At 60.3% G+C, this 13,840-nt stretch carries 9 protein-coding genes; 7 read left to right on the top strand and 2 right to left on the bottom strand.

The annotated features are described in order from the left end of the window. Positions 1–9: 9 nt before the first annotated feature. Positions 10–1,134 (bottom strand): beta-ketoacyl-ACP synthase III, encoded by a 1,125-nt coding sequence (locus FIU92_RS12730; protein ID WP_152458967.1) that lies wholly within the window; start codon positions 1,132–1,134, stop codon positions 10–12. 159 nt (positions 1,135–1,293) lie between these two features. Between FIU92_RS12730 and FIU92_RS12725 the strand changes: the two genes are divergently transcribed. The 3 genes from FIU92_RS12725 to FIU92_RS12715 are packed head-to-tail and all read left to right on the top strand — an operon-like array spanning position 1,294 to position 5,848. Beyond that, on the top strand, positions 1,294–1,761 hold the full coding sequence (locus FIU92_RS12725) for a MarR family winged helix-turn-helix transcriptional regulator (protein ID WP_152458966.1): 468 nt from the start codon (positions 1,294–1,296) through the stop codon (positions 1,759–1,761). Then, positions 1,758–2,795, top strand: a complete 1,038-nt coding sequence (locus FIU92_RS12720; protein ID WP_152458965.1) for an efflux RND transporter periplasmic adaptor subunit — start codon at positions 1,758–1,760, stop codon at positions 2,793–2,795. The genes FIU92_RS12725 and FIU92_RS12720 overlap by 4 nt, the downstream gene beginning before the upstream one ends. A gap of 11 nt (positions 2,796–2,806) precedes the next feature. Further along, positions 2,807–5,848 (top strand): efflux RND transporter permease subunit, encoded by a 3,042-nt coding sequence (locus FIU92_RS12715; protein ID WP_152458964.1) that lies wholly within the window; start codon positions 2,807–2,809, stop codon positions 5,846–5,848. Between the two features lie 187 nt (positions 5,849–6,035). Here FIU92_RS12715 and carB read toward each other — a convergent pair whose 3' ends face one another. Continuing rightward, a complete protein-coding gene (gene carB / locus FIU92_RS12710) occupies positions 6,036–9,380 on the bottom strand; it encodes a carbamoyl-phosphate synthase large subunit (RefSeq protein WP_152458963.1) in 3,345 nt (1,114 codons plus the stop codon). 177 nt (positions 9,381–9,557) lie between these two features. On the opposite strand from carB, the gene FIU92_RS12705 reads away from it, so the two are divergent. The 4 genes from FIU92_RS12705 (at position 9,558) to aspS (ending at position 13,811) form a co-directional block, all read left to right on the top strand. Next, entirely contained in the window at positions 9,558–10,685 is a 1,128-nt protein-coding gene (locus FIU92_RS12705) for an aminodeoxychorismate synthase component I (RefSeq protein ID WP_152458962.1), read from the top strand. Then, positions 10,640–11,287 (top strand): aminotransferase class IV family protein, encoded by a 648-nt coding sequence (locus FIU92_RS12700; RefSeq protein WP_152458961.1) that lies wholly within the window; start codon positions 10,640–10,642, stop codon positions 11,285–11,287. Before FIU92_RS12705 ends, FIU92_RS12700 begins: the two co-directional genes overlap by 46 nt. Positions 11,288–11,298: 11 nt before the next feature. Further along, positions 11,299–11,955 (top strand): CPBP family intramembrane glutamic endopeptidase, encoded by a 657-nt coding sequence (locus tag FIU92_RS12695; RefSeq protein ID WP_152459915.1) that lies wholly within the window; start codon positions 11,299–11,301, stop codon positions 11,953–11,955. A gap of 77 nt (positions 11,956–12,032) precedes the next feature. Beyond that, positions 12,033–13,811, top strand: a complete 1,779-nt coding sequence (aspS, locus tag FIU92_RS12690) for an aspartate--tRNA ligase (protein ID WP_152458960.1) — start codon at positions 12,033–12,035, stop codon at positions 13,809–13,811. The last annotated feature ends 29 nt before the right edge of the window (positions 13,812–13,840 follow it).

Below are 13,840 nucleotides of genomic sequence, written 5' to 3'. Positions count from 1 at the left end.
GATCAACCGTCAGGTGTGGCGCTTCACGATCACCGACCCGACCGAATACCCGGCGCCGAAGGAACAGATCAGGCCCAGATCACCCTCCTGCAAGTCGTCGGAATACTTCGAAAACGCGATGATCGACCCCGCAGATGACGTGTTGGCATAATCCTGAAGGATGTTGGGTTGCTCGCCCGGCTCGGGTTCGCGGCCCAGAACTTTCTTGCCGATGAAGTCGTTCATCGTCTTGTTGGCCTGATGCAGCCACAGGCGTTTCAGATCAGAGTTTCCGACCCCTTCGGCATCCATGTGGTCGCTAATATGCTTGCTGACCATCGGCAGTACTTCCTTGAATACTTTCCGACCGTTCTGCATGAACTGCATGTCGCGCCGGTCGGTCAGCCCGTCTGGGCGCGAGCGGCGCAGAAAGCCGTTGTTGTTGCGGATATTGTTGGAAAACGCAGTGGCGCAGCGCGTCGACAGGATTTCGAAATGCGGTCCTTTTGCGTCTTCGATCCGTTCGATCAGCGTTGCCGTCGCCACATCGCCAAAGATGAAATGGCAATCGCGGTCGCGCCACTCCAGATGGCCCGAGCAGATTTCGGGGTTCACCACCAACGCCGCCCGCACCGATCCCGACCGCACCATATCCGCCGCGGCCTGAATGCCGAACGTGGCTGACGAACAGGCGACGTTCATGTCAAAGCCGAACCCGTTGATCCCCAGTTCCTGCTGGATTTCGATCGCAATCGCCGGATAGGCGCGCTCGTGGTTCGAAGCCGCGCAGATTACCAGATCAACATCCGCCGCCGTACGCCCCGCCTGTGCCAGCGCCTTGTTGCAGGCATCCACCGCCATTTCGGTCATGATGCCGGGTTCATCATCGCTGCGCTGCCGCAGCAGTGGATGCATCACGTCCGGGTCCAGCACGCCGCTCTTGTCCATCACGTAGCGGTTTTCGATCCCCGATGCCTTGACGATGAACTCTTCCGATGAATGCTGCATCGGCTCCATCCGTCCGGCGGCGATGGCTTCTGCATTCTTGGCGTTCTGCTTGTCGGCATAAGCGTTGAATGCCTCGACAAGCTCGGCATTGGTGATGACGTTCTGAGGCGTGAAGACACCGGTACCGGTGATGGCGGGGGTATACATGGCGAGCCCTGAATGTTTCGGATTTGCCCAAAATGCAGTCACGTTGTGTTTTGATCAAGGTATGTTGACCCAAGGGAATGTGCGTAAAGCCGTAGCTTCATATCTTGAATAGTTCAGAAACTGAAGTATATGACCCCTCCAAACGCGCGGAGACCCCCGATGCCCGACGATATCAGCACCAGACTTGGCCGCCTCAGCCCCGAGATTCAGGCGATCATGGGGGTGTATGCCCTGTACTGGAAACTGGAAGAGACATTCGACAGCATCGAAACCGACCTGAGCCACCCCGAATGCCACATGCTGATCAAGCTGGATCAGCCGAAACGCATGGGGGTTCTGGCTGCGGATATGCTGAGTGTACCGTCCACAATCACCGCCACCGCGGATTCGCTGGAAAAAGCCGGCTATCTCACGCGCGAGCGTGACCCGGAAGACCGCCGCGCCTGGTTGCTGGTGCTGACCGAGCGTGGTGAAGAAGCCCGCAACATGCTGGTGGCCGAGGCCGGAGACCTGTTTCACAGGGCCTCGGGCCTGAACGACGAAGAAACAGCCGAATTCGCGCGACTGGCGCGCAAAATCCGTGACAACGTTTTGAAAACGGGAATTCCCGAGGGACTGAAGAAATGAAACTCCTGACCTCTCTGGGCCTTGCACTGGCCGTTCTGGCAACTCCGATTGCCGCTCAAGATACTCCGAAACCGGTCAAGCTGATGCAGGTGCACGAAACGACGCCCGGCTTCACCCGCCAGTTCTTCGGTCGTGTTGCCGCGCGGCATACGGTCGATCTTGCCTTTCAGGTCGCCGGTCAGATCGTCGAAATGCCGGTCAACGAAGGGTTTGTCATCCCCAAAGGCGGCCTGATTGCGCGACTGGATCAGGAGCCGTTCGAACTGCGGCTCGAGCGGGCGCAGCTGCAAAAGGAACAGGCCGACCGAACCGTCGCACGCCTGTCGCGGTTGCGGGGCACCACGGCCAGCCAGGTGGCGGTCGATGACGCAGAGACCGAAGCGCAACTGGCCGCGATCGCTCTGCGCGATGCCGAATACGAACTGGAACACGCGACTCTGACCGCGCCATTTGACGCGCTGGTCTCCAGCCGCGCGGTCGAGTCTTTCACCACCGTATCGGCCGGCACGCCGATCGTCCGCATCCACGACATGTCCGAACTGCGCATCGAGGTGGATGTGCCCGAGATCCTGTTTCAACGCTCGGGCCAGAACGACGACATCACCATCACCGCCAAATTCCCCGTAAGCGATGAAGTCTTCCCGCTGGAAATCCGTGAATTCGACGCTGAAACTTCCAGCGTCGGGCAGACCTTCCGCATTCAGTTCGGCCTGACCCCACCCGAGGGGCTGCAAATTCTTCCCGGCTCGTCCGTCACCGTCAACGTAAAGGTCCAGGATGAGCGCACAGGCATCATCGTGCCGGCGACGGCCGTCATCGCGGATGCAACAGGTGAACTGAGCGTCATGGTGTTCTCTCCCGCTGGCGCGGATGAAGGCACGGTCCGCCGCGTTCCGGTGACAATCGAACCCACGCAGTCGGGCGATGTTCGGGTGTTGAAGGGCTTGTCTGACGGTGACGAAGTTGTTGTGGCTGGCGGTGCTGTGCTGACAGACGGCCAGCCCGTGCGCCGGTTCACCGGTTTCGCGAACTGAGGGGCAGACTGATGAACATCGCGCGCGCCTCGATTGATCGACCGCTTTACACATGGCTGATCATCCTCATTGCCCTCTTCGGTGGCATCTGGGGATTCACGTCGCTTGGTCGTTTGGAAGACCCGGCTTTCACCATCAAGAACGCGGTCATCGCCACGCAATATCCCGGTGCCACGGCGGAACAGGTGGCGCTTGAAGTGTCCGAACCCCTTGAATCCGCGATCCAGCAGATGGGCGAGGTGGACGTCATCACCTCGGTCAACCAACCCGGACAATCGCTGATCGAAGTAGAGATCAAGTCGACCTACGACGGCACCGAACTGCCCGATATCTGGACCCGCCTGCGGGCCAAGGTGCGCGATGCCGCCCGCGGGCTTCCGTCGGGTGTCAGCCAACCCTATGTGAATGACGGGTTCGGTGATGTGTTCGGCCTGTTCTATGCGGTGACTGCCGAAGGGTTTTCTGACGCCGAAAAGCATGAACTGGCAACGTTTCTGCGTCGCGAACTGCTGACCGTGGACGGCGTCGCCGATGTCGAGGTTCAGGGCCTGCCGGACGAGGCGATTTTTGTAGAGCCCGACCTGGCGATCTCGGTGAACCAGAACGTCCCGCTGCAAGCGATCAACGAAGCCATAGCCAATGCGGATTCGGTGAATTCCTCGGGGTCTTTGCGGTCTGAAGATGCCCGTACCACCATTCTGACGGCCGAGGGTTCGGACAGTGTCTCGGCCATTGCGGGCCTGTCTGTCGGCTCGCAAGGGCAGGTGATCAACCTGTTCGACATGTCCGATGTCTATCGCGCCCGTCAGAACGATCCGGACATCATGATCCGCTACAACGGGACCGAAGCCTTTACCCTCGGCATCGCCGGTCTGGCGACGGAAAACATCGTCGAGGTCGGCAAGCGGGCTGACGCCAAATTTGCCGAGCTGGATGCGAATATCCCCTTCGGTGTCGATATTCTGCCGATCTACCAGCAACATGTGGTGGTCGAGCAGGCCTCGAACGACTTTCTGGTGAATCTGGCCATGTCAGTGGCCATCGTGGTCGCCGTACTGGGAATCTTCATGGGCTGGCGCGCGGCCATCGTCGTCGGTTCGACCCTGTTGCTGACCGTAGTCGGCACGCTTCTGTTCATGTCGCTGTTTTCGATCGAGATGGAGCGAATTTCACTCGGGGCCCTGATTATTGCCATGGGGATGTTGGTGGACAACGCCATCGTGGTTGCCGAAGGGATGCAGATCGCGATGTTGCGCGGCAAGTCCTCGCGCGATGCCGCTGAAGATGTGGCGTCGAAAACCCAGATCCCGCTGCTGGGGGCCACCGTAATCGGTATCATGGCCTTTGCAGGCATCGGTCTTAGCCCCGACGCAACGGGCGAGTTTCTGTTTTCCCTGTTTGCGGTGATCGGCATTTCGCTGCTGCTCAGCTGGATACTTGCCATCACGGTCACGCCTTTGCTTGGGCACTATTTCTTCAAGCAGGGCAAGGAGGGTGAGATCGACGCCTACGGGGGCATCCTGTTCCGCACATATGGCGCGATCCTGCGGTTTGCGCTCCGTTTTCGGTGGCTGGTTGTTGCGGGTCTCATCGGCGTAACCGTTGCGTGCTATGCCGGGTTCGGGTTGATGAAACAACAATTCTTCCCCAACTCGAACACGCCTTTGTTCTTTGTGCATTACAAGCTGCCTCAAGGCACGCCGATTGCCCGCACGGCACAGGACATGGCGGTTTTCGAAGATTGGCTGACCCAACGCGATGACGTGGTTTCGGTCACGACATTCGTCGGTCAGGGGGCAACCCGGTTCATGCTGACCTATTCGGCAGAGAAACCGAACCCGAGCTATGGTCACATGATCATCCGCACGGAAAGTCTGGATGACATCCCGGCCTTGCAAGCGGATCTGGAAGCGTTCGGGTCGGTCCAGTTCCCCGAAGGCGAGTTCGGAACCAAGCGCCTGGTGTTTGGCCCCGGCGGCGGCGATCCGATCCAGGCCCGGTTCTCGGGCAGCGATCCGGTGGTACTGCGACAACTTGCGGACGAGGCCGTGCAGCGCATGGCGGCGGCGTCGCCCAACGCCCTGCTCGTTCATCATGACTGGCGCGAACAGGAACTGGCGGTGCAGCCGATCTATGCCACGGAACGGGCCCAGACCGCGGGCGTTACGCGCGAAGACATTGCGGCCACGCTGCAATTTTCGACCGATGGCATCACGGGCGGTGTGCTGCGGGAACGTGACCGCCTGATCCCCATCATCCTGCGTCGTCCGGCGGACGGAGATTATTCCATCGTCGATCAGGTGGTGTACTCGGACCAATCCGGGAAATTTGTACCAATCGAACAGATGGTCGATGGATTCGAGTACAAATCCCTCAATACGCTGGTTCATCGCCGCGATCGTGTTCTGACCATCACCGTCGGCGCGGACATCCCGCCCGACCTGACGGCGGCTCAGGTACACGCCGAAGTTCGGGACGCCATCGAGGCCATCGAACTGCCACCGGGCTACAAGATGGAGTGGGGCGGTGAGTTCGAAAACTCGCGCGACGCGCAAGAAAGCCTGGGCAAACAATTGCCGCTGAGCCTGCTGATCATGGTTCTGATCTCGGTCCTGCTGTTCAACGCGATCCGACAGCCGATCATCATCTGGCTGCTGGTTCCGATGTCGGTCAACGGCGTGGTCATCGGCCTGTTGGGAACTGGGCTGCCCTTCACCTTTACAGCCCTTCTGGGCCTGCTCAGCCTGTCGGGCATGCTGATCAAGAACGGCATCGTGCTGGTGGAAGAGATCGACCTGGTTCGCGCCACGGGCAAGCCCCTGCGCGAATCCATCGTCGAAGCCTCGGTCTCGCGTTTGCGCCCGGTGATGCTGGCTGCGATCACGACCATTCTGGGCATGGCGCCGCTGCTGACCGATGCGTTCTTCGTCTCGATGGCGGTGACGATCATGGGCGGGCTGGCTTTTGCGACCGTCCTGACAATGGTCGCCGCGCCGGTGTTCTACCTGCTCTTCTTTGCGCGCGATGAAAAACGCGAGGCGCTGGCAGCCTGAACACTGGCCTCTTGTGGGTCCAGCTGAAAAGCTGGGTCCAATCAGGTTAGATCAAAGGAACAAACGGCACGTCACAGGCGGCCAGTGCAGTGAAGATTACGAGAACCAGAAATGCGCGCCCGTTGCGTTCAGGTCAACGGGCGCGCATCTTTTCGTTCATTGATGGGCCAATTGTGGCTCAGGCGGGTTATCCCTGAAGGGATTTCACCTCGACATCCCCTTCGGCCTGCGCCTTGATGGCCAGAGCGGCAGCATGGCTTGCGGCGGCCGTGGTGTAATACGGGATCTTGTCATAAAGCGCGATGGACCGGATGGCCTTGCTGTCCTCGACCGCCTGCGCGCCTTCGGTGGTGTTCATCAGCAGTTGAACCTGACCGTCTTTCAGCATGTCGACCACGTCCGGGCGGCCTTCATAGACCTTGTTGACCACGTCGCATGGAACACCCTGTTCCGCCAGCCAGCTTTGCGTGCCGCGGGTGGCGACCAGCGTGAAGCCTTGTTCGACCAGAACCTGGGCGGCCTCGAGCATCGCCGCGCCCTTGTCGGCATCCTTGATCGAAATGAAGGCCCGGCCTGATGTCGGTAGGACCATGCCCGCGCCCATCTGCGCCTTGAGGAAGGCGCGCGGGAAATCGCGGTCCCAGCCCATGACCTCGCCGGTCGAGCGCATTTCCGGACCCAGGATGGTATCGACGCCCGGGAAACGGGCGAAGGGCAGGACCGCCTCTTTCACCGAGAACCATGGCATGTCCGGGTCGGCCAGCGTCATCTGATCTGCGATCTTGGTGTCGTCCACGGTCTTGTAGGGCGGACGCTGCGGGAAGCTCGCCAGCTTTTCGCCTGCCATGACACGCGCGGCGATGGACGCAATCGCACTGTCGGTGGCCTTTGCCACGAACGGCACGGTGCGCGAAGCGCGCGGGTTGACCTCGATCAGGTAGATCTCGTCATCCTTGATCGCGAACTGAACATTCATCAGGCCGACAACGTTCAGCGCCTTGGCCAGCTTGAACGCCTGATCTTTGATCTGCGCGATGATCTCTTTCGACAGCGAATAGGGCGGCAGCGAACAGGCGCTATCGCCCGAGTGCACGCCGGCCTCTTCGATATGCTGCATGATGCCTGCCACATGAACATCGGTGCCGTCGCACAGCGCGTCCACGTCCAGCTCGACCGCGCCAGCCAGATAGCTGTCCAGCAGAACGGGGCTGTCGCCCGAGACCACCACGGCCTCGTTGATGTAGCGTTTCAGCTGGTCCATGTCGCGCACGATCTCCATCGCGCGGCCGCCCAGAACGTAGGACGGGCGGATCACCAGCGGGAAGCCGATTTCCTCGGCGATTTCCAACGCCTGCGCGTCGGTCGAGGCGATGCCGTTCTTGGGCTGTTTCAGCCCCAGTTCGTTGACAAGTGCCTGGAAACGTTCGCGATCTTCGGCCAGGTCGATCGCGTCGGGCGTGGTGCCCAGGATCGGGATGCCCTCGGCTTCAAGCGCGTTGGCCAGTTTCAGCGGAGTTTGACCGCCAAACTGAACAATGACGCCGTGCAGCGTGCCGTTTTCCTGTTCCTTCGTCAGGATTTCCATGACGTGTTCAAAGGTCAGCGGCTCGAAATACAAGCGATCCGAAGTGTCATAATCGGTCGAAACCGTCTCGGGGTTGCAGTTGATCATGATGGTTTCATACCCCGCTCCGGTCAGCGCGAAGCAGGCGTGGCAGCAGCAATAGTCGAACTCGATGCCCTGACCGATGCGGTTTGGGCCGCCGCCAAGAATGACGACCTTTTTGCGGTCGCTCGGGCGCGCCTCGCATTCGACCTCGCCCATCATGGGCGCTTCGTAGGTTGAATACATGTAAGGTGTCTGCGCCTCGAACTCGGCCGCGCAGGTGTCGATGCGTTTGAACACCGCTGAAACGCCCAGATTGCGGCGCGCGCGGCGGACGTTGTCTTCGTCACGGCCCGTCAGCTTGCCCAAACGCGCATCGGTGAAGCCCAGCATTTTCAGCTTGCGGATACCGTCCTCGGTGACGGGCAGGCCGTCCTTGCGGAGCTGACGCTCGGCCTCGACGATCTCGCGGATGCGGGCCAGGAACCAAGGGTCGAACTTGGTGACGCCGAAAATCTCGTCATCGCTCAGGCCATGGCGCATCGCTTGCGCAATGGTGCGCAGGCGGTCGGGTGTCTGCTGGCTGATCGCCTTGATCACGGCGGCCTTGTCGTCGGCCTCGTCCCAGAGGCCCACGTTCAGGCCGGGGATTTCGACCTCATCAAAGCCGGTCAGGCCCGATTCCATCGAGGCCAGTGCCTTTTGCATCGATTCGTGGATCGTACGGCCAATCGACATCGCCTCGCCCACCGACTTCATCGCGGTGGTCAGATAGGGTTCGGAACCGGGGAATTTCTCGAAGGCGAATTTCGGAATTTTTGTCACGACATAGTCGATGGTCGGCTCGAACGAGGCCGGGGTGACTTTGGTGATGTCGTTGTCCAGCTCATCCAGCGTGTAACCCACGGCCAGTTTCGCAGCGATCTTTGCGATCGGGAAACCGGTGGCCTTGGATGCCAGCGCCGACGAGCGCGACACGCGCGGGTTCATCTCGATCACGACCATGCGGCCATCGACCGGATTGATCGCCCATTGCACGTTTGAGCCGCCGGTTTCGACACCGATTTCACGCAGCACGGCAATCGAGTGATTGCGCATGATCTGGTATTCTTTGTCGGTTAGCGTAAGGGCAGGGGCCACGGTGATCGAGTCACCCGTATGCACGCCCATCGGATCGACGTTTTCGATGGAACACACGATGATGGCGTTGTCGGCAGTGTCGCGCACCACCTCCATTTCGTATTCTTTCCAGCCCAGAAGGCTTTCGTCGATCAGGATCTGACCTACGGGCGAGGCATCCATACCCGAGCGGCAAATATGGATGTAATCCTCGCGGTTATACGCCACGCCGCCACCGGTGCCGCCCAGTGTAAAGGCCGGGCGGATGATGGCAGGAAGCCCCACGGTTTCAAGGGTTTCAAGGGCCAGCGCCACACCGGCGTCCAGGTCTTTCTTGCCGCTCTCGTCCTTGGGGGCCGTAACGATCTCGGCCTTGGGGTTTTCGATGCCCAGCCGGTCCATCGCCTCGCGGAACAGGGCGCGGTCTTCGGCCATTTCGATGGCCTCGCGCTTGGCGCCGATCATCTCGACGCCGAACTTGTCCAGCACGCCCATTTCTTCCAGTGCCAGCGAGGTGTTCAGGCCGGTCTGTCCGCCCATGGTGGGCAACAGGGCGTCAGGGCGTTCTTTCTCGATGATCTTGGCGACCACTTCGGGTGTAATCGGCTCGATATAGGTGGCGTCTGCCAGACCGGGGTCGGTCATGATCGTCGCCGGGTTCGAGTTCACCAGAATGACCCGGTATCCTTCCTCTCGCAGGGCCTTGCAGGCCTGAGCACCGGAATAGTCGAATTCACAGGCCTGACCGATAACAATGGGGCCCGCCCCAATGATCATGATCGACTGGATGTCGGTTCTTCTCGGCATGGCCTTGTTCCTTCGATTGTCCGCGAGTCAGGGCACCGCCCCAGCGCCCAAATTGTCCTGCGTTATAGGGACCGCGCAAAAAGGTGCAAGAGGTATCGGAAACAGGGGCGAAATTGCCGCTTTCCCCTCTTTCACTTGGCAGAGTATTCTCTATATGGCCCCTCACGGCAAATGAGGATGCAAGTGCGTATTCGTTTCGATCAGGGACCGGCCGGGCGAGGAACCCGGTTTCAGCGTCCGTCTCAGGTGATCCGCGCGGATGTGGCGGAGGACGTGCCCCAGGCTCTGGCGGCATTGGACGAGGCGCGCGCAGCTGGTGCCTGGCTGGCAGGGTATGCCAGTTACGAGCTGGGCTATACGCTTGAACCCCGGCTCAATGGTCTTTTGCCGGAAGAACGACGCCTGCCTTTGTTGTGCTTTGGGGTCTATGATGCACCGGATCGGGTCGCCCTTCCGTCGCCTGCGGGCGAAGTGGGCGCATTCCGGCCGCGATGGGATGAAGCGCGATACGGCAAGGCCTTCAGCGCCGTGCATGACGCCATTGGTGCCGGCGACATCTATCAGGCCAACCTGACCTTTCCGATTGATCTGACCGTCTCGGGCAACAGCGAAACGCTCTACGCCGCGCTGGCGGCGGGGCAGCCGGTGGGCCACGGAGCACTGGTGCAACAGGATGGGCTGCCCGATCTGCTCAGCCGCTCGCCGGAGTTGTTTTTCCGCACCGATGAGGGTGGGAGGATCGAAACCCGGCCGATGAAGGGCACGCAACCGCGCAGTGAAGACCCGGATGAGGATGCGCGCCGCCGGGCTTTTCTGAGCGCGGACGAAAAGAATCGGGCCGAGAACCTGATGATTGTTGATTTGCTGCGCAACGATATCAGCCGCGTCGCGCTGCCCGGATCCGTTCATGTGCCTGACCTGTTCCGGGTGGAAACCTATGCCACCGTACATCAGATGGTCTCGCTGGTGCGGGCGCAGCTGCACAAATGCGTGGGGTTGGGTGAAATACTGACAGCACTGTTTCCCTGCGGGTCGATCACCGGAGCCCCCAAGATCCGCGCGATGGAAATTCTGGCGGAACTGGAGCCATGGGCGCGCGACATCTATTGCGGAACGATTGGTTGGGCCGCGCCGGATGGTCGGTCCGAGTTCAACGTGGCCATCCGCACCTTGATGCTTGAGGATGATCAGGCCACTCTGAACGTAGGCGGCGGTGTCGTTTGGGACAGTACCGCCCCGTCAGAGTATGAGGAGGCGTTATGGAAAGCCCGCTTCGCCCGCCAGCTGAACCTGATTTCAGCCTGATTGAAACACTGGCCTTCCGCCCGGATCAGGGCTTTGTCAGGCTGGACCGCCATCTTGCGCGAATGGCCCGTACTGCGCGGGTGTTCGAGATTCCTTTCAACCCCGATGAAGCGACCACCAGACTGAAAAGCGCTGCTTGTGACACCACGCTGCGTTGCCGCCTTACGCTGGATGTGTCGGGCTCGTTCGATCTGTCGACCGGCGAACTGGTGGACAATCCCAGAACCTGGCGCGTCGCTCTGTCGGATCAGCGTCTGGCTTCGAATGACCTGTGGTTGCGTCACAAGACCACGCGCCGTGCGCTCTATGATTCCGCGCGCGCAACGCTGCCCGAGGGATTGGACGAACTGTTGTTTCTGAATGAACTGGATGAGCTTTGTGAAGGCACCATCACGAACCTGTTTCTGGAAATGCCTGATGGCCGGGTTCTGACGCCCGCTTTGTCCTGTGGGCTCTTGCCGGGGATACTGCGCGAAGAACTGCTGGAAAACAAAGCGGTCACCGAAGCCGTGCTGACCTTGACCGACCTGAAAAATGCGCAAACTGTGCGGATCGGAAATTCACTGCGCGGACTGATCGAGGTGGAGCTGATAGACGGGTGACAAAAAACAGCATGATGATCGGACCGCCGGTTGCATTGCGACGGCTGCGGCTGGAATTTAACCTGTTCTATATTGGCTTGCCGCTGCTGATCGCTGTTCTTTTCCCTCCGAACTGGATGTTTCCGGCGCTGTTTGCGCTGACCGGACTTGGTATCGTGCTGCTGCACCGGACGCCCGGGTTTCAATGGGCCGAGCTTCGTTATGACTGGGCCAACTGGACCCTGCGCGAGGTGGCTTTGTTCTCTGCCATCGTGACTGCCTTTTGTGTTGGTCTGATTCAGATCACGCGCCCGGATGCCGCGTTCTTCCTGCTTGTGCACCGCCCCGAAATGCTAGCCTTCATCTGGGTCGGCTACCCACTTTTGTCAGCGCTGCCGCAAGAGCTGCTGTTCCGCCCTCTGTTCTTTCGCCGCTATCACGCGATCCTGCCGGATGGGCGTGCGGCCAATCTGCTGAACGCGGCCATATTCTCGTTCGCGCACCTGATGTACTGGAGCTGGATCGTCGCACTGATGACATTCGCCGGCGGCCTGCTGTTCACATGGGCCTACCGGCAGCGTGGGTCATTCTTCTATGCGGTGTTGCTGCACGCAATTGCGGGCAATATCATTTTTGCGGTGGGGCTGGGCGTATATTTCTACTCGGGCAATGTGCAAAGGCCGTTTTGAAGGGGCAACCCGCCTTGACTTTCCGGGGCTGACAGGGTGTATCGGCGCGACGAATTCTGCGCCCGAAGGGATATTCCATGCACGCCTATCGCAGCCACACCTGCGCCGCCTTGACCGCCGCCAATGTTGGAGAAACCGTTCGCCTGTCCGGTTGGGTGCATCGGGTTCGAGATCATGGGGGCGTGCTGTTCATCGATCTTCGCGACCATTTCGGCGTAACCCAGATCCTGTGCGACGGCGACAGCGCCGCCTTTGCCGAGCTGGAAAAGGTGCGGTCCGAATGGTGTATCCGCATCGACGGCACCGTCAAAGCCCGTGACCCGGATCTGGTGAACCCGAAACTGCCCACCGGCGAGATCGAGGTTTACGTGCGCGAACTGGAAGTTCTGGGGGCCGCCGACGAATTGCCGCTGATGGTCTTCGGCGATCAGGAATACCCCGAGGAAACACGCCTGCGCTATCGCTATCTGGACCTGCGCCGCGAGGCGATGCAGCGGAACATGACCCTGCGCTCGGACGTGGTTGCGTCCATGCGCAAACGGATGTGGGATCAGGGCTTTCGCGAGTATCAGACGCCGATCATCACCGCCTCGTCACCCGAAGGCGCGCGCGACTTTCTGGTGCCTTCGCGCCTGCATCCGGGCAAATTCTATGCGTTGCCGCAAGCCCCGCAGCAGTTCAAGCAGCTGATCATGGTGTCGGGCTTCGACAAGTATTTCCAGATTGCGCCGTGCTTCCGTGACGAAGACCCGCGGGCCGACCGCTCGCCCACCGATTTCTACCAGCTCGACCTCGAGATGTCCTTTGTCGAGCAGCAGGACGTGTTCGACACCATCCAACCGGTTCTGACTGGCGTATTCGAAGAGTTTGGCGGTGGTCGTAAGGTGGACCAAGAGTGGCCGCAGATTTCCTACAAGGACGCGGCGCTGTGGTACGGCACTGACAAGCCGGACCTGCGGAACCCCATCAAGATGCAAGTGGTATCCGAGCATTTCCGCGGTTCCGGTTTCGCGATCTTCGCCAAGCTGCTTGAACAGGAAGGCACCGAGATCCGCGCGATCCCCGCGCCGGGCGGCGGCAGCCGCAAGTTCTGCGACCGCATGAACGCCTTTGCCCAGAAAGAGGGTCTGCCAGGCATGGGCTATATCTTCTGGCGCGATCAGGGTGAGGGGATGGACGCCGCAGGTCCGCTGGCCAAGAACATCGGCCCCGAGCGCACCGAGGCAATCCGTCAGCAACTGGGTCTGGGTGTCGGCGATGCAGCCTTCTTCCTGGGCGGTAAGCCAAAAGCCTTTGAAAAGGTTGCCGGTAAGGCGCGTGACGTGATCGGTGAGGAATTGAACCTGACCGAAAAAGACCGTTTTGCCTTTGCCTGGATCGTCGATTTCCCGATCTATGAGCAAGACGAGGAAACCGGCGCGATCGACTTTGAGCACAACCCGTTCTCGATGCCGCAGGGCGGTATGGAGGCGTTGCAGGGCAACCCGCTGGATGTGCGCGGCTACCAGTATGATCTGGCGTGCAACGGGTACGAGCTGGTTTCAGGCGCGATCCGGAACCACAAGCCGGAAATCATGCTGAAGGCCTTTGAACTGGCGGGCTATGGCGAGGATGAAGTAAAATCCCGCTTTGGTGCCCTGTTCAATGCCTTCCACTACGGCGCCCCGCCACACGGTGGATGCGCGGCTGGTATCGACCGGATCGTGATGCTGCTGGCAGATGAGGCCAATATCCGCGAAGTCATGATGTTCCCGATGAACCAGCGCGCCGAAGATCTGATGATGGACGCACCTTCGGACCCGACCTCGGATCAGTTGATGGAGCTGGGTCTTCGCATTATCCCTCAGGACCAGTAAGAAAACCGCCCGCGTATCGCGGGCGGATT

Source organism: Ruegeria sp. THAF33, assembly GCF_009363615.1.
GTDB lineage: Bacteria > Pseudomonadota > Alphaproteobacteria > Rhodobacterales > Rhodobacteraceae > Ruegeria.
The sequence above is the reverse complement of the archived record's forward strand: the minus strand, read 5'-3'. Positions and strand labels throughout refer to the sequence as shown.

Coding starts and splice junctions, on each gene's coding strand:
- FIU92_RS12700 (WP_152458961.1), top strand. CDS start 10,640: ATGGAAAGCCCGCTTCGCCCGCCAGCTGAACCTGATTTCAGCCTGATT.
- carB (WP_152458963.1), bottom strand. CDS start 9,380: ATGCCGAGAAGAACCGACATCCAGTCGATCATGATCATTGGGGCGGGC.
- FIU92_RS12730 (WP_152458967.1), bottom strand. CDS start 1,134: ATGTATACCCCCGCCATCACCGGTACCGGTGTCTTCACGCCTCAGAAC.
- FIU92_RS12695 (WP_152459915.1), top strand. CDS start 11,299: ATGATGATCGGACCGCCGGTTGCATTGCGACGGCTGCGGCTGGAATTT.
- FIU92_RS12720 (WP_152458965.1), top strand. CDS start 1,758: ATGAAACTCCTGACCTCTCTGGGCCTTGCACTGGCCGTTCTGGCAACT.
- aspS (WP_152458960.1), top strand. CDS start 12,033: ATGCACGCCTATCGCAGCCACACCTGCGCCGCCTTGACCGCCGCCAAT.
- FIU92_RS12725 (WP_152458966.1), top strand. CDS start 1,294: ATGCCCGACGATATCAGCACCAGACTTGGCCGCCTCAGCCCCGAGATT.
- FIU92_RS12705 (WP_152458962.1), top strand. CDS start 9,558: ATGCAAGTGCGTATTCGTTTCGATCAGGGACCGGCCGGGCGAGGAACC.
- FIU92_RS12715 (WP_152458964.1), top strand. CDS start 2,807: ATGAACATCGCGCGCGCCTCGATTGATCGACCGCTTTACACATGGCTG.